The organism is Actinokineospora inagensis DSM 44258, assembly GCF_000482865.1.
Taxonomy (GTDB): Bacteria; Actinomycetota; Actinomycetes; order Mycobacteriales; family Pseudonocardiaceae; genus Actinokineospora; species Actinokineospora inagensis.
The window spans coordinates 62,698-86,172 of record NZ_KI519519.1; the positions used below are offsets into that span (position 1 = coordinate 62,698).

At 69.3% G+C, this 23,475-nt stretch carries 19 protein-coding genes; 10 read left to right on the plus strand and 9 right to left on the minus strand.

The window, feature by feature from the left end:
- Positions 1-6: 6 nt before the first annotated feature.
- Together H504_RS0130790 and H504_RS0130795 are read left to right on the plus strand one after the other, a co-directional pair.
- Positions 7-816, plus strand: a complete 810-nt coding sequence (locus tag H504_RS0130790) for an ABC transporter permease (RefSeq protein ID WP_026425943.1) — start codon at positions 7-9, stop codon at positions 814-816.
- Positions 813-2,417: a dipeptide ABC transporter ATP-binding protein gene (locus H504_RS0130795; RefSeq protein ID WP_026425944.1), complete on the plus strand. Its 1,605-nt coding sequence runs from the start codon at positions 813-815 to the stop codon at positions 2,415-2,417. Before H504_RS0130790 ends, H504_RS0130795 begins: the two co-directional genes overlap by 4 nt.
- Here the strand turns inward: H504_RS0130795 and H504_RS43760 are convergent.
- The 3 genes from H504_RS43760 to H504_RS0130810 form a co-directional block, all read right to left on the minus strand.
- On the minus strand, positions 2,398-3,474 hold the full coding sequence (locus tag H504_RS43760) for an SDR family oxidoreductase (protein ID WP_281173680.1): 1,077 nt from the start codon (positions 3,472-3,474) through the stop codon (positions 2,398-2,400). The genes H504_RS0130795 and H504_RS43760 overlap by 20 nt on opposite strands.
- A 93-nt stretch (positions 3,475-3,567) precedes the next feature.
- Positions 3,568-4,125 carry a dihydrofolate reductase family protein gene (locus H504_RS0130805; protein ID WP_026425946.1) on the minus strand — a complete coding sequence of 186 codons (558 nt, stop codon included), beginning with the start codon at positions 4,123-4,125 and terminating at the stop codon, positions 3,568-3,570.
- An 82-nt stretch (positions 4,126-4,207) separates the two neighbouring features.
- On the minus strand, positions 4,208-5,974 hold the full coding sequence (locus H504_RS0130810; RefSeq protein WP_245614523.1) for a methyl-accepting chemotaxis protein: 1,767 nt from the start codon (positions 5,972-5,974) through the stop codon (positions 4,208-4,210).
- Between the two features lie 146 nt (positions 5,975-6,120).
- On the opposite strand from H504_RS0130810, the gene H504_RS0130815 reads away from it, so the two are divergent.
- Complete coding sequence (locus tag H504_RS0130815) at positions 6,121-7,545, plus strand: M20/M25/M40 family metallo-hydrolase (RefSeq protein WP_084468445.1); 1,425 nt, start codon at positions 6,121-6,123, stop codon at positions 7,543-7,545.
- Positions 7,546-7,722: 177 nt separating this feature from the next.
- The gene (locus H504_RS0130820; protein WP_026425949.1) at positions 7,723-8,049 is read left to right on the plus strand and encodes a DUF6191 domain-containing protein; all 327 of its coding nucleotides are present in this window, start codon (positions 7,723-7,725) and stop codon (positions 8,047-8,049) included.
- A 29-nt stretch (positions 8,050-8,078) separates the two neighbouring features.
- Here the strand turns inward: H504_RS0130820 and H504_RS0130825 are convergent, their stop codons facing one another.
- Entirely contained in the window at positions 8,079-9,068 is a 990-nt protein-coding gene (locus tag H504_RS0130825) for an Acg family FMN-binding oxidoreductase (protein WP_051386436.1), read from the minus strand.
- Positions 9,069-9,383: 315 nt separating this feature from the next.
- Positions 9,384-10,013, minus strand: coding sequence for a DinB family protein (locus tag H504_RS0130835; RefSeq protein ID WP_026425951.1), 630 nt, complete (start codon positions 10,011-10,013; stop codon positions 9,384-9,386).
- 118 nt (positions 10,014-10,131) lie between these two features.
- Here H504_RS0130835 and H504_RS39170 point away from each other — a divergent pair, with 118 nt between their 5' ends.
- The gene (locus H504_RS39170; RefSeq protein WP_051386437.1) at positions 10,132-10,905 is read left to right on the plus strand and encodes an META domain-containing protein; all 774 of its coding nucleotides are present in this window, start codon (positions 10,132-10,134) and stop codon (positions 10,903-10,905) included.
- Between the two features lie 195 nt (positions 10,906-11,100).
- Here H504_RS39170 and H504_RS0130845 read toward each other — a convergent pair whose 3' ends face one another.
- Complete coding sequence (locus tag H504_RS0130845; protein WP_211239430.1) at positions 11,101-11,604, minus strand: ArsR/SmtB family transcription factor; 504 nt, start codon at positions 11,602-11,604, stop codon at positions 11,101-11,103.
- Positions 11,605-11,660: 56 nt separating this feature from the next.
- Between H504_RS0130845 and H504_RS37875 the strand changes: the two genes are divergently transcribed.
- A complete protein-coding gene (locus tag H504_RS37875) occupies positions 11,661-12,881 on the plus strand; it encodes an MFS transporter (protein WP_342668816.1) in 1,221 nt (406 codons plus the stop codon).
- A 15-nt stretch (positions 12,882-12,896) separates the two neighbouring features.
- Here H504_RS37875 and H504_RS0130855 read toward each other — a convergent pair whose 3' ends face one another.
- Entirely contained in the window at positions 12,897-14,546 is a 1,650-nt protein-coding gene (locus H504_RS0130855; protein ID WP_245614526.1) for an MFS transporter, read from the minus strand.
- 550 nt (positions 14,547-15,096) lie between these two features.
- On the opposite strand from H504_RS0130855, the gene H504_RS0130860 reads away from it, so the two are divergent.
- Entirely contained in the window at positions 15,097-18,006 is a 2,910-nt protein-coding gene (locus H504_RS0130860) for an AfsR/SARP family transcriptional regulator (RefSeq protein WP_026425954.1), read from the plus strand.
- A 342-nt stretch (positions 18,007-18,348) separates the two neighbouring features.
- Here the strand turns inward: H504_RS0130860 and H504_RS0130870 are convergent, their stop codons facing one another.
- The gene (locus tag H504_RS0130870) at positions 18,349-18,873 is read right to left on the minus strand and encodes a helix-turn-helix domain-containing protein (RefSeq protein WP_245614524.1); all 525 of its coding nucleotides are present in this window, start codon (positions 18,871-18,873) and stop codon (positions 18,349-18,351) included.
- A gap of 249 nt (positions 18,874-19,122) precedes the next feature.
- On the opposite strand from H504_RS0130870, the gene H504_RS0130875 reads away from it, so the two are divergent.
- On the plus strand, positions 19,123-20,784 hold the full coding sequence (locus H504_RS0130875) for an NAD(P)/FAD-dependent oxidoreductase (protein WP_211239434.1): 1,662 nt from the start codon (positions 19,123-19,125) through the stop codon (positions 20,782-20,784).
- Positions 20,781-22,187: an ATP-binding protein gene (locus tag H504_RS0130880; RefSeq protein WP_026425957.1), complete on the plus strand. Its 1,407-nt coding sequence runs from the start codon at positions 20,781-20,783 to the stop codon at positions 22,185-22,187. The genes H504_RS0130875 and H504_RS0130880 overlap by 4 nt, the downstream gene beginning before the upstream one ends.
- A 398-nt stretch (positions 22,188-22,585) precedes the next feature.
- On the opposite strand, the gene H504_RS0130885 is transcribed toward H504_RS0130880, so the two are convergent.
- Complete coding sequence (locus H504_RS0130885) at positions 22,586-22,975, minus strand: nuclear transport factor 2 family protein (protein WP_026425958.1); 390 nt, start codon at positions 22,973-22,975, stop codon at positions 22,586-22,588.
- Positions 22,976-23,039: 64 nt separating this feature from the next.
- Here H504_RS0130885 and H504_RS0130890 point away from each other — a divergent pair, with 64 nt between their 5' ends.
- Complete coding sequence (locus H504_RS0130890) at positions 23,040-23,474, plus strand: MarR family winged helix-turn-helix transcriptional regulator (protein WP_026425959.1); 435 nt, start codon at positions 23,040-23,042, stop codon at positions 23,472-23,474.
- Position 23,475: the final 1 nt, after the last annotated feature.

A 23,475-nucleotide genomic window follows, 5' to 3' on the forward strand; every position in this document is an offset into this window, starting at 1 on the left:
CAAGAGATGAGCTTCTACCTGCGTCGCCCAGGTTTGGTGCTGTCCGTAGCGGTAGTGGCGTTCGTGCTCTTGTGCGCGGTAGCACCAACGCTGTTCACGGGCCAGGACCCACTCGCGGGTGTACCGGCGGAAAGATTGCAGGGACCGTCCGCGCGACACCTGTTCGGCACCGATGAAACCGGACGCGATGTGTTCACCCGGGTCGTGCACGGGTCAGCACTGTCCCTGCAGGCAACCGTGCTCGCTGTCCTGGTGGCCTTGGTCATCGGGGCCGGGTTGGGCCTGCTCGCCGGGAGCCGGGGCGGCTGGGTCGACTCGCTGGTGATGCGCGTGGTCGACGTGTTGCAGGCCGTTCCCGCGATCCTGCTGTCCTTGGCGCTGGTCACCGCGCTCGGGTTCGGCACGACCAACGTCGCCATCGCGGTCGGAGTGGCGAACGTGGCCACTTTCGCGCGGCTCACGCGCGCCGAGGTCCTGCGTGTGCGCACCGGCGCCTACGTGGAGGCAGCACGCGCGTCCGGGGTGCGCTGGAGCGGTGTGCTCACCCGGCACGTGCTGCCGAACGCGGTCGGCCCCGTGCTCGTGCTGGCCACGCTGACCTTCGGTACCGCGGTGTTGGAGGTCTCCGCGCTGAGCTTCCTCGGTTACGGCGCGACGCCGCCGACCCCCGAGTGGGGCTCGCTGGTCGCGGGTGGCCGCAACTTCCTCGCGACCGCGTGGTGGATGACCACGTTCCCCGGTCTCACCGTCGCCGCCGTGGTGCTCGCGACCAACCGCATCTCCCGCGCCCTGGACAACGAACGGACCCCGGAGTGAACGCGTTACTGGAGATCCAGGGTCTCGCGGTGAACTACCACACCCGCTCCGGCCTGGTGCCCGCCGTGCGTGACGTAAGCCTGACCGTTAGCCCCGGCGAGATCGTCGCGGTGGTAGGGGAATCCGGCTCCGGTAAAAGCACAACAGCCCACGCCGCGATCGGCCTCTTACCGCGCGGTGGACGTATTGCGACAGGCAGCATCACCTTCGCCGGACGGGACCTGACCGGGCTAACCGACCGGCAGTGGCAGCGGGTACGCGGCACGGACATCGCATTGATCCCGCAAGACCCCACGGTGTCCCTGGACCCGGTGCGGCGCGTCGGTGACCAGGTGGCCGAGGTGCTGCTCGTACACCGGTTGGCCGGTCGGCGAGCCGCCGCGAGCCAGGCCGTGGAGTTGTTGCGGCGCGCGGGGATCAGCGAACCGGAGCGACGGGCACGCCAGTACCCGCACGAACTGTCCGGTGGTCTGCGGCAGCGGGTGCTGATCGCGATCGCGCTGGCGGGCAGGCCCAGGCTGATCATCGCCGACGAGCCGACATCCGCGCTCGACGTGACCGTGCAACGCGAGATCCTGGACCACCTCGCGCACCTCGCGGGCGAGTCGACGACCGCGATCCTGCTGATCACACACGATCTCGGCGTCGCCGCCGACCGCGCGTCCCGCATTGTCGTGATGTCCCAGGGTCAGATCGTCGAATCCGGCCCCACCAAGGAAATCCTCGCCGCGCCAACCCACACGTACACGCGCGAGTTGCTGTCCGCCGCTCCCAGCCTCACCCGCGAACCACTACGACCTCGCCGACAAGGCACAGACGTCCTCTTAACCGTCAACAGCGTGTCCAAGTCCTTCGACGGTCGCACCAGGGTGGTCGACGACGTCTCCTTCGCTCTTACCCGGGGCACGACTCTGGCCCTGGTAGGGGAATCCGGCTCCGGTAAGACCACCACGGCCCGTATGGTCGTGGGCCTGGAAACGCCCGACGACGGCACAGTCACCTTCGACGGCAACGACATCACCGACCTCACCCGTGAGGAGCTACGCCGCCTCCGTAGGCGCTTCCAACTCATCTACCAGAACCCTTACGCCTCACTGAACCCGCGCTTCACCATCGAAGACGTCATCACGGAACCACTCCGAGCCTTCAACGTCGGCACCAAACGCGACCGTCGAGCCCGTGCAGTGGAGCTACTCGACCAGGTCGCCCTCCCCGCTGACACCCTCGCCCGCAAGCCTGCCGAGCTCTCCGGTGGTCAACGCCAACGCGCGGCGATCGCTCGCGCCCTCGCCCTGCACCCCGATCTACTGGTCTGTGACGAGCCGGTGTCCGCGCTGGACGTGTCCGTGCAGGCTCAGATCCTGCGGCTGCTGGTACGGCTCCAAGAGGAGTTGGGCTTGACGTACCTGTTCATCACGCACGACCTGGCCGTCGTCCGCGAGATCGCCGACCACGTCGCCGTCATGCACAACGGCCGCGTCGTCGAACACGGACCGGCCGACGACGTACTCGAAAGCCCCCGCGAGCAGTACACGCAAGACCTGCTCGCAGCCATCCCCGGCCGCACAACGGTGGACCAGGTCAACTCCGACCTGATGTGACCGGCTCGGGTTCGCGCAGCAACCCCAGGTCGATCAGGCTCCGCGCCGTGTCGACGATGACGTCCTCGTTCGGGCGTGGGTGCCACCCCAGCAGCCGGACGGCCTTGTCGTGCGACGCCCGCCGGTGCTTGCCCAGCAGCGGGACCATCGGCCGCAGCGGCTTGTGCAGCACCGCCGAGACCCGCACCAGCCAGTTCGGCAGTGCCCTGGTCGGCACCCGGGCGGCCGCCTGACCCAGGCGTTCCCGCAGCACAGCGGCCAGTTGCGGCATCGTCAGGTAGTCGCCTGCCACCGCCAGGAACCGCTGCCCCGCCGCGTTCGGGTCGACCATGGCCCGCACGTGCAGGTCGGCCACGTCCCGCACGTCCACCAGGGACGTCGACAACTGCGGCATCCCGGGCAGCTCCCCGTCGAGCAAGCGCCGGATGAGATCGATGGAACCGGCGTAGTCGGCGCTCAGCACCGGCCCGAAGATCCCCACCGGGTTGATGACCGCGAGCTCAAGGGCACCGCCGTCGTGCTCGACGAAGTCCCAGGCCGCCCGTTCCGCCAGCGTCTTGGACTTCACGTACGGCGTGATCCCTGGCCCGGTCAGATCGGTCCAGGTCTCCTCGGTGTACGTCCGGTCGGTCTGCGGGTACCCGTACCCCACCGCCGCGAACGACGAGGTCAGCACGACCCGGCGGACGCCGCCGTCCCGCGCCGCCCGCAACACGCGCAGCGCCCCCTCCCGCGCGGGCACGATCAGGTCGTCCTCGTGCTTCGGGGCCTTCGGCGGGAACGGCGAGGCCACGTGCAGCACGTACGCGCAGCCCTCGACCGCCGCGCGCCAACCCTCGTCGGCCAGCAGGTCGGCCAGGGTGATCGACAGGTGCTCGTCGACCACGTCCGGGTCGACCCCGCCTGCCCGGACCATGGCCCGCACCAGGTCGGCGCGGCCGAGCGACCGGACCGTGGTGCGCACCCGGTACCCCGAGTCGAGCAACTGGACGATCGCGTGCGCGCCGAGGAACCCCGACCCGCCGGTCACCAAGACCAGGTCACCACGCACAGCCACACCACCCCGCTAGCTCAGGCCCCTCCCGCCGGTCTCCCCCACCTTCCCACCGCCGGCGCGGACGCGCCCGCCACCATCCACCAAAGGGCCACGTCAGACGTGGTAGCGCAGCATGACGGTGCCGTTGTCGAACGCCTTCGTCTCGGCCAGCCGCAGCGGCAGCCGGAAGCCGTTGCCGGGGAACAGGCTCCGCCCGGCACCCAGGACCACCGGGCTCACGTACAGCAGCACCTGGTCGACCAGCCCGTACCGCAGGAACGTCTCGGCCAGGACCGCGCCACTGAGCACGAGGTCACCGCCCGGCGCCGCCTTGAGCACCTCGATCTCGGCGGGCAGCACGTCCCGCATGATCGTCGTGTTCCAGCCCGCCGAGGTCAGCGTCCTGGAGAACACGAACTTCGGCATGTCCCGCCAGATCCGGGCGAACTCGGCGATCGGCGCGGGCGCGTCCGGGTCCTCGTCGGCCGTCGGCCAGTAGTCGACCATCAACTGGTGGGTGACCCGGCCGGAGAGGAACCCGCCCATCACGGCCAGCCGGGAGTTGATGTACGAGTGCAACTCGTCGTCCACCTCGTGCCAACTGATGTCACCGCCCGGCCCCTCGAAGAACCCGTCGAGCGACACGGTCTGGTGCAACACGATCTCGCGCATCCGGGGACTCTACCGCCGAGAACGGCCCGAGCGGCCGGACCACGGGGGTCCGGCCGCTCGGGCGGTTCGGGGAACGGACAGGTCAGAGGTTGAAGCGGCTGACCTGGCTCTGCAGCTCGGCCGAGAGCCGGGCGAGGTCGTCGAGGACCTCGGTGGTCCGGGTGACGGTGCCGGTGGTGTTGCCCGCGCTCTCCGCGACGCCACCGATGTTGGCGGCGATCTCGGAGACACCGGCGGAGGCCTCACCGACGTTGCGGTTCATCTCCGTGGTGGTCGCGGTCTGCTCCTCCACCGCCGAGGCGATGGTGAGCTGGAAGTCGTTGATCCGGCCGATGATCTCGGAGATCTCGTCGATCGCGTTCACCGCGTTGGCCGTGTCGGCCTGGATCATCTCCACCCGGCGCGAGATGTCCTCGGTCGCCTTGGCGGTCTCCTGGGCGAGGTCCTTGACCTCGTTCGCGACGACCGCGAAGCCCTTGCCCGCGTCACCCGCCCGAGCGGCCTCGATGGTGGCGTTGAGGGCGAGCAGGTTGGTCTGCTCGGCGATCGAGGTGATGACCTTGACGACGTTGCCGATCTCCATCGACGACTCGCCCAGCTTCGCCACCGTGCCGTTGGTGGCCGCGGCCACCGACACGGCCTGACCCGCCACCCCCGCGGCCTCGTTGGCCGACTGCGCGATCTCCTTGATCGACGCGGACATCTCGTCCGCGCCGGTCGCGACGGTCTGCACGTTCTTCGCCACCTGGTCGGCGGCGGCGGTCACGACACCGGCCTGCGCGGAGGTCTCCTCGGCGGACGCGGTGACCTGGTGCGACATGTCGTTCATCTGCTGGGTGGACGCCTTCAGCGAGGTCACGCCGCGGGAGATGGTGCTGACGATCTCGCGGGTGCCGTCGGTCGCCTTGTTGAGCGCGGTGGCCATCCGGCCGACCTCGTCCTTGGAGTGGACGTCGACGCGCTGGGTGAGGTCGCCGTCCGCGACGGCCTCGAGGGCGGCGGACAGGCCGCGCATCGGCTTGGTGATCGAGCGGGTGATCAGCAGACCGACCCCGACCGAGATGATCGTGCCGACGGTGAGCAGGATGATGGCGAGGGTGATGCTGCGGTCGCGCTCGGTGCTGACCGACTCGATCTCACCCAGGGTGAGCTGGCGCTCGGCGTCGAGCATGCGGGCGGAGACCTCGTTGAACTTGACGAGCTGCGGCAGGCCGTCCTTGTAGAACGCCTGGACACCGGCGGTGGTGCCCGCGGTGGCGGCCGGGATGACCTCCTTGCCGAGGACCTCGCCGAAGGCCGCGCTGGCCGCGTTCCACTCGTCGATCAGCTTCTGGTCGAAGGTACCGCGCGACTGGTAGCTCTTGTACGACGCGAACGAGGCGTCGATCTTCTTGTTCGCCTCGGCCAGGATCGTCCCCGCGTCGGTGGGGTTGCCGATCGCGGCGGCCAGCAGCATGTACAGGGTACCGCCGGAGCCGTTGGCGTTCAGCGCGTTCAGGTCGTTCAGCGCGGCCACGTTGTTGTCGATGCGCTTGGTGGCGTCCGCGGCGGAGTTCAGCGCGAACACGCCGACAAGACCGACAGCGATCGTGACCAGCGTCGAGAACACGACGACGGAGAGGATCTTCGAGGTGAGCGAGCGGTTGGCGAACACCCCTCGCACGCCCGCTCGGCCCGCGACCGGTACCGGGTCTGCGGTGGTGGACTGGGTCATAGCCTGCGCGCCCTTCGTGTTGTGAACCCGCGGGTGCCACACCGGCGCGAACGGGTCGCCCGCCCACGTCAGCGGCTGGTCCGCCGCGGACGGTCCAGCTTCAACGGCTTCCACATCGGCGACCGCGGTGGACACCTGAACTTTTCGTGCCACCTGTTCGGGTGAGGACCCGGCGTGTCGCCTGATCAGGTCACACCGGTTTCCGCCGGCCGCCTCGCGTGCTGTGGTGGCGGTGCGGGCACGCATCAGCCTGCCCGGAACACGGCGATTGGAGCGGACACATGCCTCCCGACTCCCCGATGACGATGGTGCTGCCCGAGGACCAGGTCCGCGACCGGGTCCACCGGCTGCTGCCCGAGCTCTGGAACACGCTGTCCGACCTGGTCCGGGACCGCTCGGTGGCCGCCAACCCGCAGCCGCAACTGGCGGTCACCGCGCAGACCATCGCCGGGCTGTTCCAGAAGGCGGGTATCACCTCGGCGAAGGTGGAGACGATCGGCGAGGGCGCGGACCGGTCCGCACCGATGGTGCTGGCCAACGAGGCCGCGCACCCGGGGGTCACCACCGTCCTGCTCTACGCGCACTACGACGTGCAGCCCGCCGACGAGCGGCTGTGGTCGACCAAGCCGTTCGAGCCGACCGAGCGCATGGACGAGAACCACGACATGCGGCTCTACGGGCGGGGCGCGGCCGACGACAAGTCCGGTGTGGTCATGCACCTCGGCGCGATCAAGGCGCTGCTGGGCAACCGCGGCAAGCTGCCGCTGAACCTCAAGCTGATCGTCGAGGGCGAGGAGGAGACCGGCGGCAGCAAGCTGGAGCAGTACATCGCGGCGAACCCGGACGACCCCCGGTTCAAGGCGGACCTGATCATCATCGCCGACACCGGCAACATCGAGCGGGGCGCTCCCACGCTCACCGAGACGCTGCGCGGGATCGTCACCGCGGACGTCGTGGTGGAGACCCTCAAGGGCAAGGTGCACAGCGGCATGTACGGCGGTCCGGCACCGGACGCGTTCATGGCCTTGGTGCAGATGCTCGCCACGCTGCAAGACCCCAAGACAGGCGACGTGGCCATCGACGGTCTTAGCCACTACGACCACGGGTGGCCGACGGTGTCGGAGGCGTCTTACCGCAAGAACGCCGGGGTACTGCCCACGACAAGCCTCATCGGTAGCGGCACCATCGAGAAGCTGATCTACGGCAAGCCGTCCATCAACGTGGTCGGGCTGAGCGGGCTACCGCTGGTCATCGGATCGGCCAATGTGCTCTGTCCGAAAGCGACCGCCCGGCTCAGCATGCGGCTGGCCCCCAACCAGGACCCGGAAGCCGCGTTCCAGGCCCTGGAGGCGCACCTGGTCGCGGCCGCGCCGTGGGGGCTCAAGCCCAAGGTGAAGCGGGTCGGCGAGGGCTCCGGGTTCATCTCCAGCCCCGGTGAGCACCACAGCGAGGTCGAGCGGGCGCTGCTGGAGTCCTACCACGCGACGGCCGTGGCGAAGGCCGGTCAGGGCGGGTCGATCCCGCTGGTCAACGCGTTCCAGCAGGCGAACCCCGAGGCGGACATCGTGCTGTGGGGCTGCGAGGAACCCACGGCCAACATCCACGGCGTCGACGAGAGCGTCAGCCAGTCGGAACTGGAACACATGACGCTGGCCGAGGCCCTGCTGCTGCAATCGGTGATGAGCCCCATCCCGATCCAGCACTAGGTGCGGTGCTCGCGATCATCAGCACCGCCTGCTCGGTGACCATGGCCTGCACGGCGACGCCGGGACGATCGCGAGGAGCGCGGGGCTGGTGGCGACCACCATCAGCCCCAGCTCCTGCGCGGCCGCGATGGCTGTCCCCAGCGGGAACTCACGCGGCGGAACCGGCGTTGGGTTGGCATGGGGTTGCTGTGGGCGATGAGCCTGCCCGGCTTGGTCGTGGCACTGGTGGTGTTCGCGGCGCTGGAGCGGTTCGGGGTGTGGACGCGCGGGGTCTCGTGGATCCCCTGGCGGCGCAAGCGGGACGCCCAAGCCGGGCTGGGCATGTCGGCGGTGGCGTTCGACCAGTTGGGGGCCGTGTTCTCCGGGGCGAAGCAAGACGAGATCGAGTACCGCCAGATGTCGTTGATGCTGCGCGACGAAACCGGGGACAACGCGCCACCGCGAACGACGGTGGACCTGGACGGGTACGGGGTGCGGGTGGTCTTACCGGAGAAGGAGAGCTAGGCTTCTCGCCGCACTCGGTCCTCTATGGACTAGGAGAACTCGACGACGTCCATCAGCGATCGGCGTGGCGTGCGTGGAACGGGTTCCGCGCCGACAACCGGCCTACCCAGCCGCAGCACGAGTTGGGGTACAACCCTGCCGCCGAGAACCCTCCGCCGCAGCAGTTCCCGGGTCTCACGCACCTCGACGGGTTGACTCAACGGGCAGGTAGCAAGCCGGAGCACGGTAGCGGTAAGAGTGATCGCACTGGTAGCCATCCCCGTACGCAGCCACGAGGTCCTGTCGTCGATAGCGGTACCGAGCACCAACAACGTGCCAGCACTATCGGCGCCGGTAGGCTGGACGAGTCGAGAAACAGAGAACCGTCGGGTGACCAAATCGCCGTACCGCGTCTCGGTTGTGCTGTTCGCGGCCGGAACACCGTCAGGGGAACCTACCCTGCCCGACCACAACGCCAACTCGCTCCGGTAAGCACCGTCGGCGGACTGAATCGCATCGGCTTTCGCAATAAGAGCCAATAACTCCGGTGAACGCACTACGCGAGTAGTCACACCACCTGCGGCGACCGCGACAAGCCGAGACAGTTGGTCGTCATCAACCGAAGACGGCGCATAAGCCCGCCGATCACTACGGCGTTGCGTGCTGGCCGCCGCCAAGACCAAGTCAACCTGCTCCGGCACCATCGTCGACACCTCGACGGCGGCAAGATGCTCGGGTAAGGACGGGTCGGGCAGTAGGTGCACGCGCGCGGCCCACCCGAACGCGGCAAGAGCGACGACAAGGTGGTGCAGCGCTGCTCCGCAACTGATGACGAGTTCACGGCCGTCCGGGTCGGTCGCGGGCAGCGCGCGGCTCGGGTCTGCCCACAGGTGCACGGCGCGGTGGCCGACCTGCCAGCGCCACGGCTGCGAGTTGTGCACCGACGGCGCGCAACAGGCCATCCGGATCGCGGTCAGCAGGGTCTCCCGGTCGGGGAAGCCGGTGCGCGGAGTCGTGCCGGGTGGGTGAACCTCCGTCATCTGCCCTTCCTCACCTCGGGAACGTCCGTCCAGCGTGCGGCAACCCGGGAGGCACCCACAGAGCGAGAGGTCCCTGGTCCGGCGGGACCTAGGTGCTCGGGACAGCGACGCCTCGTGCTCTGTGGCCGAGGGGGCTAAGCGGCATCGATGCGCGCATGATCCACGTGGCGGTGGACGACGGCGTGGTGCTCATTGTCGGCAGGGTTGAGTGGGACAGCCGGGCCCCGTGGTCGCCAAACGCGTTGGCGCGGTCCGCAACCGGTTGCGGTGGACCTGGGACGACGTCACGGGCTACCCGCGCTGGTGGCGCCTGCATTAATCGACCGGCGTGCCATTCCACTGCCACTTGGTCAGCCTCGGCCTGCCGGGGAGGTCGATCCGGCCCGCGCACCACAGCAGCGCCTGCCAGCCACCGACTTCGTCCGGGGCGTACGGGAACAACCGGGCCAGGATTCGGTCGCACAGGTCGTCCGGTGGTGCCCAGGGCAGGTCGCAGGCGAGGGCGATGTCCAGCCCGTGCACCAGCGTCTCCACCACGCCCATGGCCGCGAACCCCTCGGGGTCGGAGGCGCCGTAGGTGTGGTGCGCCAGGCCGCTCGGGCGCGCGGTGGTGGCCAGTGAGGACAACATCGCCCCGCAGGCCTCCAGCACCTGCAGGAGGCCCGCGGTCCCGGCGGACGGGTCGGCGAACACGATGTTCTCCGGGCCGTCCGGGCGTCGCGGCGCCCAGGAGAACGGGACCGCGCCGGTCGGCGGGACACGGGTGGAGATCTGGGCCGCGTAGTAGAACAGGCAGTCGGCGACGTGCTCGACGACCTCCCAGCAGGTCCACTCCGAGTCCGCCGCGGCCCGTTCCCACTGCTCGGGGCTGACGTCGTGGAAGGTGGTCGTGGCGAGTCGGACGGCCGCGTCGAGGTCGTCAGGGGTAACCGGTGTCCTGGGCACGGCGGGAGGGTATCCAGCCGGTGTGCGCCGAGTCGTCCGATTTACCGCACCCGGAAAGGGGGCGACCGGAATGGGCGATCCAGACAACCCGGAACAGCCCGGGTTCCGTCCCCTGGACATGCGTACTCGACTGCTGACCCCGGCCCTGGCCGTCACGCTGATCCTGGCGGGTTGCGGTAGCTCCGGCGGGTCCAACCAACCCGCGACGAATGGACCTACCCCGGTCGGTAAGACCTACGCGTACGACTCCGCCAAGGACAAAGGCACACCACACGCGCTGGTACCGGGCTCCACGGTAACCCTCACCTTCCACGACGACGGCAGGCTCACCGCCAACGCCGGGTGCAACACCATCGGAGGCACGGTGTCGCTATCCGGCGGAACACTGCAACCCGGCGCTCTTAGCACCACCGACATGGCGTGCTCGGCGGGCCTAGAACAACAAGACCAGTGGCTGACCCACACGCTGGAGGCCAACCCCACCTGGCGCGTCGACGGTGACCGCCTGACTCTTACCTCCACCGAGACCGAGTTGGTGTTGTCAGTCCCAAAGGCGGCTTCGCTCACCGGCCACAAGTGGACCGTTGAGTCCACCATCTCCGATGACGCCGAGGCTTCCGTGCCCGAACCGCACAAGGCCACCCTGACCTTCGACAGCGACCAGGTCGCCATCAACACCGGCTGCAACTCCGGCAGCGCCCCTTACACGGTCAACGGCGCGACCCTGAAGTTCGACCCACCCATCCTCACCAAGATGGCGTGCACCGACGGCAGCACCGACCTGGAAAACACCATCCTCGCCACCCTCACCCCCCACACCCAATTCAGGATCGACGCCCAAACCCTGACCCTCACCACCGACAACAAGGGCCTCCGGCTCCGAACGTCTTGACCCCGCTGGCGGCCGCCCCGGACCATCAACCCCCCACCCGCCCTGGGGAGCTCCCGGGGGGGGCCAGCCTATCGGGGGGCGGCGATGTTGCTGGGCGGACCGAGCTGGGCTGTGGACGACGGCTTGCGTTGTGGACAACCGGCATATGGTCAGGCGCACGGGGACTGCCGTGAGGAGAGCGGAATCCGCCGGTAGCTAGAGCTGGTGCAGGATGAACATCCCACCGTGGGCTGGGTGGGCGCGGCGGGTGTGGTCGGTAGTGATGTAGTCGTCCAGGACGGCGAGGATGCGGCGGTCGAGTTCTTCGAGGTCGTCGGCGGAGAGGTGCAGGACGAAGCGGCTGGCGTGGCGGATCGACCCGGGGCCGGTGGCGGCCAGTTCCTCCTGGAAGGCCTGGATGGGGGCGTACTCCTCCGGAGCGCCGACCAGGGGGCCGTCCAGCCACCAGGAGACGCCGGTGGAGCGGTAGGGCTTCTCCAGGGCGCCGCTGTCGCCGGTGCGGACCGGGGCGGGTTCGAGCAGGCCCGCGCCGACCAGGACGCGGACGTGGTGCAGGACGGTGCCCGGGTCGCGGTCGAGGTGGTCGGCGAGTTGCTTGTTGGTCAGCTCGCCGGTGCCGCACAGGCGCAGGATGCGCAGCCGGAGCGGGTGGCCGAGGGCCTTGGCCTCGGCGGCGGTGGCCGGGCGTCGAGTCGGCATGGATCGACTATAGCCAATCGGTGGAGAATTCCCCATCGATGTGTGAGACTCGATCGGTGCGTGACTACTGGCGGTTGTGGGTGTCCTCCGCGCTGTCGAACCTGGCCGACGGCGTACTGAAGATCGCGTTGCCGCTGGTCGCGGTCGACTACACCCGGTCCCCCGCGGCGATCGCCGGGCTCTCCCTGGCCTTCACCCTCCCCTGGCTGCTGTTCGCGCTGCCCGCGGGCGCGGTGACCGATCGGGTCGACCGGCGGCTGGCGATGGTGGTGGCGAACGTGGCGCGGGCGGCATTGCTCACCGTGCTCGTAGTGGCACCGGGGACACTCTGGGTCCTCTATGCGGTGGCGTTCGCGGTAGGGGTGGCCGAGACGGTCTACGACACGTCCGCTCAGTCGATCGTGCCGCAGTTGGTGGACATGGATCAACTGTCCAAAGCCAACGGGCGGTTGTACGCGGCGGAGCTAACGGCGAACCAGTTCATCGGACCTCCACTGGGCGGGCTACTCGCCGCAGCGGGCGCGGTCGCCGCGTTCATCACCCCGACCGCGCTATGGGTGGCAGCAGTCGGCGCCCTCTTACTGGTGCAAGGCAAGTTCCGCCCTGAACGTCTACACCGCACGTCGTTGCTGTCCGACATCGCCGAGGGGGTGCGTTTCCTGTGGCGCCAACGGCTTCTGCGCACGTTCGCCGTCGTCGTCGGTCTCTACAACTTTGCGGGTAACGCCGCTGGCGCCTTGTTGGTCCTCTATGCCGTTGGTCCTATGGGACTCAGCGACACCGGTTTCGGTGTGCTCATGTCGATGTACGCGATCGGTAGCCTCATCGGGACGTTCTTCGCGCCGTGGATAGAGCGCACAATGGGCCGGGCCAAGGCATTGCTGGTCACCTTCGGAGTCGGCGCGCTCTCCATCGTCGCGCCCGCCCTCACCAGCAATCCGTACCTGATCGGCGCGTCATTCGTGATCAGCGGCGCCGGGGTGGTGGTGTCCAACATCATCCTGGTGTCACTGCGGCAACGGATCACACCGAACCGCCTGCTCGGCCGGGTCAACAGCGGGTACCGCCTGGTCGCCTGGGGCACGATGCCGCTCGGCTCGGTGGTCGGCGGCGCGCTGGGTCAGGCTTTCGGACTACGACCGGTTTTCGCCATCATGGGCGTGCTCTCGTTCGCGCTCCTGTTGCTGCTCCTGGGGGTCACCGACAGCGCTATGCACGCCGCTGAAGCGACCACCCAAGAGCCCGCCCTACCCGACTCAGCGCCTCCGGTGAGTTAAAGCTCCACAGTGGCCCTACTCGACCGGCTCCCCCGCCGCCGAGGCCAACTCCGCCCCCACGCTCTCCCTGTTGTCGCGAACCGGCGCGCAGAACCAGGACGCGACCGCACCGACCAGGCACAACGCGATCGCGCAGCCGAACGCGATGGCCAGGCCGTGCGCGAACGGACCGGAGATCAGGCTGGGGAAGAAGCCGCGGCCGGTGAGGTACGCGGCCTGGTCGTGCGGCAGCGTCGTCAACTGGCCGCCGAGCAACTGCTGGATCGGGTTGTAGCCGAGGAACGCGGCGAACAGCACCGCGACCGCGGGCAGCCCGGCGATCTGCTCGGCCGACCCGGCGGGCACACCGTGCGCCTCCAGTCCGGTGCGCATGGCGCCCGGCAGGGTGCTGGCGAACCCGGCGATGATCAGGCTGAAGAAGAACCCGATGGACAGCACCATCGCGGTGTTCTGGAAGGTCGTCATCATGCCCGAGCCGGAGCCGCGGGCGTTGGCGGGCAGGCTGTTCATCACCTCGGCCCGGTTGGGCGAAGAGAACATGCCCATACCGATCCCGTTGAGCACCAGCACCGCCGCGAACGCCCAGTACGGGAAGTCCACCGGCAGCGCTATCAGCAACAGGAAGGACAACGCGGACACCACGAGGCCACCCGACGCCAGCAACCTGCTGCCAACGCGGTCGGACAGGATGCCCGCCGTGGGGGCGGACACGAGGAAACCCACCGTCATCGGCAACATGTAGATACCGGCCCACAACGGCGTCTGCTCGTAGCTGTAACCGTGCTGCGGTAGCCAAATGCCCTGCAGCCACACGATCAAGATGAACTGCAACCCACCGCGACCCAACGACGCGGCGAAGTTGGCGATATTTCCCCAGGTGAACGAGCGCGACCGGAACAACGAAAGATCGAACAACGGGTTCGGCACCCGGTTCTCGACCACGACGAACGCGGCCAGCACCACCGCGCCGCCGATCAGGCAGGTCAGCACGAACGGACTGCCCCAGCCGGTCTGCGACTCACCGTAGGGCTGGATGCCGTACGTGATGCCGACCAGCACCGTGACCAGGCCGACGGCGAAGGTGATGTTGCCCCACCAGTCCATCTTCGCGTGCTTGCGGACCCCGGTGTCGTGCAGCTTCAGGTACGCCCAGATGGTGCCGATGATCCCGAACGGCACCGACACGAGGAACACCAGGTTCCAGTTGACCGGCGCGAGCACCCCGCCGACGACCAGCCCGAGGAACGACCCGGCGATCGCCGCGACGCCGTTGACGCCCAGCGCCATGCCGCGCTGGTTGGCCGGGAACGCGTCGGTCAGGATCGCCGACGAGTTGGCCATCAGGAACGCCCCGCCGACCCCCTGCACGACCCGCCAGCCGATCAGCCACAGCGCGGCGGCGTCGCCCTGGAACCAGGTCACCGCCAGCAGGATCGACGACACGGTGAACACTGCGAAGCCCAGGTTGTACATCCTGGCCCGCCCGTACATGTCCCCCAGCCGCCCGAAGCTGACCACCAGCACCGCGGTGACCACCAGGAACCCCATGATCATCCACAGCAGGTAGCCGGTGTTCGACGGCTCCAGCGGGTTGATCCCGATCCCCTTGAAGATGTCCGGCAACGCGATCAACACGATCGACGAGTTGATCGTCGCGATCAACATCCCCAACGTCGTGTTCGACAGCGCGATCCACTTGTACTTCGGCCCGAGCTCCTCCGCCGACCGGTAACGACGGTCCACCCCGGTGTCCAACCCTGCGGTCACCTGCACCTCCCCTGTCACTTAGCCATGCTAAGCAATTGGTTGCCCCAAGGCAACAACCAGGAGGTCACCGTCAAACCGGACAAACCGGATCCGCCTCGCCCCCGGCGCCGCCGACAACGAATTCCACGAACTCCGCCGGAAAACGGAATCGACAACCGAGAACCGGGCCGACAAACCGAGAGTTGACCGGGAGTAGTTCCACTTTCACATTTTCCCAGCGGTCACCCGGCAAAAGCCGGACAGCGCGGAACCAACGGAGTACGCCGAATGTGCGAAGCGGGCAGGCGTTTTCCACAATCGTTGCGCCAAGCGGCTGACATCGGCCGAGTTCGTCGTGTTGACCTCGATCACCGGTCACTAGACTCGGCTACCGAAAACGCCAGACGCGCATTCCGCCGCCGCGCGCGGCTGCCGGATCCGGGGAATCCAGGTCGAGGGGTGAGACTGGGTGGAGGCCGCGTTCGGGATTCTCGGCGCGACGGCCCTGCGGCTGGACGGGGTCCTCGACGCCGGATGGGCGACGCACAAGCCCAAGGCGATGTTGGCCGCGCTGCTCATCTCCCCCGGCAGGCCGCTGACCGGCGAGTCCCTGTTGCGCTGGGTGTGGGAGGACGAGCGGCGCCTGCCCACCGACACCACCTCGACTCTCGACGTGTACGCGAGCCGGATCCGCAGGCTGCTCGAACGGTTGCCGGTACCCGCCACCCTGCGCCGCGACCGCGGCGTCTACCGGTTGGACACGGACCGCGCCACCATCGACTACTTCCAGTTCCGCGATCTGGCCGCCACCGCGAGCAGGCACGCCGGGAACGGCGCGCACGCCGAGGCCGCCCGCTACGCCGAACTGGCGCTGGGGTTGAGCCGGGGCAGACCGCTGGACGACCTGCGCTCGTCGGTGGCGCGGGACTGGCGCGCCCGGTTCGAACGCGAGGAGCTGGTGCCCGCGCACGCCACGCACCTGCACGCGCTGATCGAACTCGGCCGCGCCGAAGAGGTCCTGGGGCTGTTGGGTGATCTGCAGGAGACCCACCAGGACAACCTGACCCTGCACAAGCTGCGGCTGGTCACGCTGCACGCGCTCGACCGCCACCAGGAGGCGGGCGAGTACTTCGTCGCGGCGCACCGGGCACTGCACGGAAACGGCGACGCCGAGGCCGCGGTTCTCCTGCGCGAGCACCACGAGTCACTCGCCACCAGGCCGAACGGCTCCCGACCGGTACCGGCCCGGGTGGCATACCGGCCACGCCAACTGCGTCACGACGTGCGCGACTTCGTCGGCCGCGCGCACGAACTGTCCCAATTGGACACCATCGGACTCGGCGCGGACGGCGGACCGGTCCGCGGTGTCATCGTCCTGGAGGGCATGCCGGGGGTCGGCAAGACGGCCCTGGCCGTCCACTGGGCACACCGGATCCGGTCCAGGTTCCCCGACGGCGACCTGTTCGTCGACCTGCACGGGCACTCCGGCCTACCCGCCGCGACGCAGGTGTCCGTTGTGGATGAACTGCTGTTCGGCCTCGGCGAGGACCCGGCCCCATCGGCCCAGCCGCAGGCCCGCGCCGCCGCGCTGCGCCGGGTGCTGACCAACCGGCTCACGCTGGTGATCCTGGACAACGCCCGCAACTCCGACCACGTCCGCGCGTTGGTGCCGCTGCTGACCGACTGCCTCGTCGTGGTGACCAGTCGCCACTCGCTCACCGCGCTGACCGCGTCCCACGGGGTGCGCCGGGTCCGGGTCGCGCCGATGACGCAGGCGGAATCGGCCATGCTGCTGGGCACCCGGCTCAGCGACGGCGACCACGCCAACCGCGCCGACCACGACCTGCGCACCGAGGTGGTGCGGCTGTGCGGCGGCCTGCCCCTGGTGATCACCGTGGTCGGGCAGAACATCGCGGAGTACCGGCTGCGCAGGCATACCCAGCGGATCCCGCCCCGGCGGCTGCTGCTCGAACTGGGCATCGACGCCGACGGCGACACCTCGCCGCGGACGCTGTTCACCTGGTCGTACCGGGCGTTGGCCGACGCGCCGCGGCGGCTGTTCCGGCTGCTGGGACTGCACCCCGGCCGGGACTTCACGGTGGCGGCCGCGAGCGCGTGCTGGGGTCGGGACGAGCGGGAGACCGCCGCCGCCCTGTCCACCCTGGTCAGCACGAACCTGTTGGAGCGCACGGAAACCCTTGAGCGGTACCGGTTCCACGACCTGGTCCGCGAGTGTGCCCACGAACTCGCCCACATCGACGAGCCTCCCGAGTCCCGGCACGCGGCCGAACGGCGCGTTCTGGGTTTCTACCTGGGTTCGGCGACCGCCGCGGACAACGCGCTCTACCCCGGGCACGGTGCTCCCCCGCCGCTGGAACCGGACCCGCTCGCGCGACCGCGCGCCTTCGACGACCCGGACGCGGCCCACTCCTGGTTCACCGAGGAGCACGCCAACCTCATGGCGGCGACCGCGTTCGCCGCGCACGCGGGACACCACGCCCTCGCCTGGCGGCTGCCGCACGCGGTGAGCCGCTACCTGGAACGACACGGCTACCACGAGGACTGCAGGCGGGTACGGGAGATCGCGGTGCACGCGGCCCGGCTCGACGGCGAGCAGGAGGCCGAGGCCGCCTCGTTGGCCGATCTGGGCATCTCGCACATCAACCTCGGCCAGTTCGACGCGGCCAAGGACTGCCTGCGCCGGGCGCTGCTGTTCGCCGACCACACACGCAACGAGCACGGGCAGTGCATGATCCTGTTCCACCTCGGCAGGTTGGCCCGGACCCAGGGCGACCCGGTGACCAGCGCGCGACTGCTCGACCAAAGCCTTGCCCTTGCCCGTTCAAGCGCCGAAGGCAGGCGCTGGACGCACTACGAACTCGGCGAGGCGCTGCGCGCGCTGGGGCGGTATGACGAGGCGCTGCACCAGTTCCGATCCGCGGAGTCGCTGGCGGCGGAGCAGGCGGACGATTCGGCGCGGGCCAGCGCGCTGGCCGGGATCAGCGCGGTCCTGCGCGCCCGCCGGGACGACCGGGGTGCCGTCGCATTCGGTCGGGACGCGGTGCTGACCGCCGAGGCCGCGCGGGACGCCGGGGTGATCGTGGCAGCACGCGTCACGCTGGCCGAGGCGGAACGGGCGCGGGGAGCACTCGCCACCGCCGAGGTGCTGGCGAACCGGGCCGCCGAGTTGGCCGACCGCATCCACAACGTGCCGCTGCACGCCCAGGCCATCGATCTGGTCGGCGACATCCTGGCCGGGCAGGGGAAGCGGGAACCCGCGGTCGGCGCGTGGCAGGTGGCCAGGGACCTGTACTCGCTGATGGCCGACCCCACCAGGGAACAGGCGATCACCGAGAAGATCACGGGCAACCGGGGATAGCCCTTCCGGGGACAGCGGCGTTCGTGGCGGCGGCGCGATCCGGCGATGAACCACAGTTCAGCGGGTTGAGTTGAGCGCGGCTCAGCGAACAACCCCAGGTTTGCCAACGCACCCACGGTTGCATCGCGGGCAATGTTCCGCAAGGATCACCGGGCAGAGTCAGTTCAACCCGAGCCGCCGGTGTGGCGGCGTTCTCCAAGAACGGTGCAATCGTGCTCAACCGAATCGCGCTGGTTGTCGCGTTCCTGCTGGTGGTGCTCGTCGCGGTGCTCGTCGGCCCGCACGCCGCGCCCGAGCACGCGACCGCGTGGTGGACCTTCCACTAGGCAGGCGACAGTCCCTTTAGGACTCAACCTCCGCGGGCAGGGCGATCAGGCGCTCGAACAACTCCACATGGGACAAGCCGCAGAACACGGCCAGCTCAGCCACCGTCTTCGGTTCCAAGTGGACAACACCGTCATCGGCCGGTTGGGTCAGCAGCCGGTGCGATGCCCAGCGGCGCACCGGTTCCAGTTCGGGCGCACGGTCGCGCACGAGCGCACGCAGATCCACCGAGCACACGAGCAGGTGCGGCTCGACCTCCGCGTGGCGCATCGCGGTCTCGAGGACGTCCGGCGCGGGCAGGCCGAGTGCCTCGCAGATGGCCACGAACCGGCCGAGCGTGCACTGGCGGATTCCCAGTTCATATGTGGCAATGGTCTGCGAGTGCACGTCGAAATCCAGTCGGGCCACCAGTTGGGCTCGCGTCCAGCCGAGGTCTTCCCGCGCGGTGCGCAACTCGTGCCCGATGGCGCGCAACAATTTCGGGTTCGTCAACACCCGTTCTCGGTGGTCGCTCAACGCCACCCCCTGGATTTGGCCAGCCACCCGGGAGATAGCATCGACCTTCTCGCCACCGGTGTTACCGCGATCCGAATCGGATATCGCGGGCAGTCACGGCGCGCTCACCTGCCTCGTGCGGTTTGGCCAACCGGGTGGCCCAGCGGGATGCCCAGCGCCGCAGGTCGGGAGCGGCTTCGTCCACGGGCGGCGATCCGCTGTGGGCGGAAGTCCTTCCAGGCTGGGCCAACCGGGTGGTTGACTGGCGGTATGACGACAGCGGAGGCGGCCGGGCGGGTGGCGCGGCCCTCGATCCTCACGGTGGACGACGACCCGAGTGTGTCGCGGGCGATCGCGCGGGATCTGCGGCGGGAGTACGGGGAGGCGTACCGGGTGGTGCGTGCGGAGTCCGGGGAGCAGGCGCTGGCGGCGGTGCGGGAGATCAAGCTGCGCGGGGAGGAGGTGGCGGCACTGCTGGCCGACTACCGGATGCCGGGGATGTCCGGGATCGAGTTCCTCGAGCAGGCGATGGAGGTGTTCCCGCTGGCCCGGCGGGTCCTGCTGACGGCGTACGCGGACACGGACGCGGCGATCCGGGCGATCAACGTGGTGGACCTGGACCACTACCTGCTCAAGCCGTGGGACCCGCCGACGGAGAAGCTGTACCCGGTGTTGGACGAGCTGTTGGCGGCCTGGTCGGTGGCGGACCGGCAGCCGGTGCGGCAGGTTCGGGTGGTGGGGCACCGGTGGTCGAGCAGGTCGTACGCGGTCCGGGACTTCCTGGCCCGCAACTCGGTTCCGTTCCGGTGGCACGCGCTGGGTGAGGACGCCGAGGCGGAGCGGTTGTTGACGGCGGCGGGCGCGGACGGGTCGCGGTTGCCGGTGGTGGTCACCGCGACGGGGGACGCGCTGGTCGAACCGTCCGACGGGGAGTTGGCGACGACGGTCGGGCTGACCATCGACCCCGCCACGGATTTCTACGACCTGATCGTGGTCGGCGGCGGCCCGGCGGGGCTGGGCGCGGCGGTGTACGGCGGGTCCGAGGGGCTGCGCACGGTGCTCGTCGAGCGGATGGCCACCGGCGGGCAGGCGGGGACGAGCAGCCGGATCGAGAACTACCTGGGGTTCCCGGACGGGGTCTCCGGTGAGCAGTTGACCGAGCGGGCGCGCAGGCAGGCGGCCAAGTTCGCGGTCGAGATGCTGACCACCCGCCAGGTCGTGGCCCTGGAGCCGCGCGGCGCGGCGCGGGTCGTCCGGTTCGACGACGGCACCGAGTTGGCCGCGCACACCGTCATCCTCGCGACCGGCGTCTCCTACCGGCTGCTGCGCGCGCCCGGCCTCGACGAGTTGTCCGGCCGCGGCGTCTTCTACGGCGCGGCGACAACCGAGGGGCCGAGTTGTTCCGGTCAGGACGTGTACCTGGTCGGCGGCGCGAACTCGGCCGGTCAGGCGGCGATGTACTTCGCCCGGCACGCGCGCACCGTGGTGCTCGTGGTCCGCGGCGACTCGCTGGACCGGTCGATGTCGCGGTACCTGATCGACCAGATCGCCGAGGTGCCCAACATCGAGGTCCGCACCTGCACCGAGGTCGTCGCGGGCACCGGCACCGACCACCTGGAAACCTTGACGCTGCGCGACAACCGCACCAACGAGAAGACCACGGTCGACGCGTCGTGGCTGTTCGTCTTCATCGGCGCCGCGCCGCGCACGGACTGGCTGGACGGGACGCTCTCGCGGGACGAACGCGGGTTCGTACTGGCCGGTCCCGACCTGGTGTCCGACGGGAAGCGGCCGCCGGGCTGGGAGCTCGACCGCGACCCGTACCACCTGGAGACCAGCGTGCCCGGCGTGTTCGTCGCCGGGGACGTGCGGGCCGACTCGGTCAAGCGCGTGGCGTCCGCGGTGGGCGAGGGCGCGATGGCCGTCACCCTGGTGCACCGCTACCTGGAGAAGGCATGACCCCCGACGACCTGCGCGACCTGTTCCTGTTCGAGAGCCTCGACGACGACAAGCTGGCCTGGTTGGCCGAGCACGGCGTCGAGGAGACCTCGCCGCGCGGCACCGACATCCTGGCCGAGGGCCAACCGGCGACCTGCTTCTACGTGCTGCTCGACGGCACGGTCTCGCTGCACCGCACGATCGGCGGCGAGCGGGTCGAGGTGCAGCGCAGCGACCACCGCGGGTCGTACTTCGGCGCGACCCAGTCGTACCTGAGCGGCGACATCCAGGCCCGGCCGGTGTACATGATGTCGGTCGTCGCGGTCACCGACGTGCGGATGCTGCAGTTGCCCGCGGCGGAGTTCGGCCCGGTGCTGCGGTCCTGGTTCCCGATGGCCACCCACCTGTTGGAGGGCCTGTTCTGGGGCATGCAGAACACCCAGGCCGTGGTGGGGCAACGGGAACGGCTGCTCGCGCTCGGCTCGCTGACCGCCGGGCTGACCCACGAGCTGAACAACCCGGCCGCCGCGGCGGTGCGGGCGACGGCGTCGCTGCGCGAGCGGGTGGCCGGGATGCGGCACAAGCTGGCCCTGCTCGCGGGCGGCCGGATCGACCCGGAAACGCTGCCCGCCCTCGTCCACCTGCAGGAGGAGGCGGTGGAGCGGGTCGCCAAGGCACCCAAGCTGACCGCGATGGAGTCCAGCGACCGCGAGGACGAGCTGGCCGACTGGCTCGACGACCGCGGCATCGGCGGCGGCTGGGACCTGGCGCCGGTGCTGGTCGCGGGCGGCCTGGACGTCGCGTGGCTGGAGCACGCCGTCGGCCTGTGCCCGGTGTCGTCGACCGAGGCGGCGGTGCGCTGGCTGGCGTACACGGTCGAGACCGAGACCCTGATGAACGAGATCGAGGACGCCACCACCCGGATGTCCACCCTGGTCGGCGCGGCCAAGCAGTACTCCCAGATGGACCGCGCCCCGTTCCAGGTGGTCGACGTGCACGACCTGCTGGACTCCACCCTGGTCATGCTCGGCGGCAAGATCGGCTCGGGGGTCGAGGTGGTCAAGGACTACGACCGCTCGCTGCCCCCGCTGCACGCCTACGCCGCCGAGCTCAACCAGGTCTGGACCAACCTGATCGACAACGCGGTCGCCGCCATGGCCGGGTCCGGCACCCTCACCATCCGCACCGCCACCCGCGACGACCGCCTGGTGGTGGAGATCGGCGACACCGGTCCGGGCATCCCGGAAGAGGTCCTCGGCCGGATCTTCGAACCGTTCTTCACCACCAAGGCGGTCGGCGAGGGCACCGGGCTCGGGCTGGACATCTCCTGGCGGATCGTGGTCAACAAGCACCACGGCGACATCCGGGTGAACTCCGCACCCGGCGACACCCGGTTCCAGGTCGTCCTGCCCTTCGGCGAGTGACCGCTTCCCTTCCCGACGCCGCATCTCGATGGTGGTCCGCCTGGCCTTGATCCACTCTGACTCGGCAGCCCCCGAATCAAGTCCAGTGCGGGACAGCGGTGTCGCCGGGCTCGATGGCGGGCCTGTGCGCCACTGAAAGCCTTGTGGACAACTCGAAGTGGATGCTTTGCCCACATGGTCGTGCCTGCCAGGTGGATGGATTGTCCACAACGATCTGGCCATCCAGTGGATGGATTGTCCACAGTGGTCGTGGCCACCTAGTGGATGGCCTGTCCACAACGCGGTCGAGGCCATCCAGTGGGCGACTTGTCCACAACGGTCGAGTACGCCCACAGCCGGTCGATTCGGCTTCCGGGCCGATGGCGATCCACCGTAGGCTGGATTCGGGGGCTGCTGAGTCAGGGCTGGGCGGCGCGGGCTCGGTCGGGTACGCGGATCTGGCTGAGGTGCTGGCCCGCCAACCGCCACCGGTGGCCGTCGCGGTGGAGCAGGTGGGTCACCCGGAACTCGCCGCTGGTGGGGTTGCCCTGGTAGGCGAGGGTCATTGTGTGCCTGCCGATGGCGACGGCGGTGTCGCCGTGGTCGCGGACGGCCAGGTCGTCGACGGTGATGGAGTCGGTGCGGAGGGCGCCGGTGCGGTAGCGGTCGAGCCACTGGTCCCTGCTCAGGACGAAACCGACCGGGCCGACGGCGGTGAAGTCGGGGGTGGTGATCTCCTGCAGGGCGGGGAGATCACCGGCGGCCTCGGCGGTGGCCCAGCGCTGGATGAGGGTGTTGATCTCGGTCATGCGCCCGACCATATCATTAGATGTCGAACGATTCGACATCTAATGCGAATGTTAGGCTCCCCGGGTGCACTTCCTCGCTCCACCGCCGCTGGGCCTGCTGCTCAGCCAGACCGCCAAGGTGATCGGCCGCGCGATGGAGGACGCGATGGCGGCGGAGGGCGGCACCGTGCCCGTGTGGCAGGTGCTGCTGACCCTGAAAACCCGCCCCGTGTCCAACCAGCGCGAACTGGCCGCCGCGGTCGGGATCCAGGGGGCCACGCTGACCCACCACCTCAACGCGATGGAGGACGACGGGCTGCTGACCCGGCGCCGCTCCCCCGGCAACCGGCGGGTGCACGAGGTCGAGCTGACCGAGCGCGGCGAGGAGCTCTTCGCCCGGCTGCGCGGGGTGGCAGTCGGGTTCGACCAGCGGCTGCGGTCGGGGTTCAGTCCAGAGGAGACGGCGACGCTGGCGGAGTTGTTGACCCGGTTGAAGTCCAGCGTCGACGATCCCGAGTAGA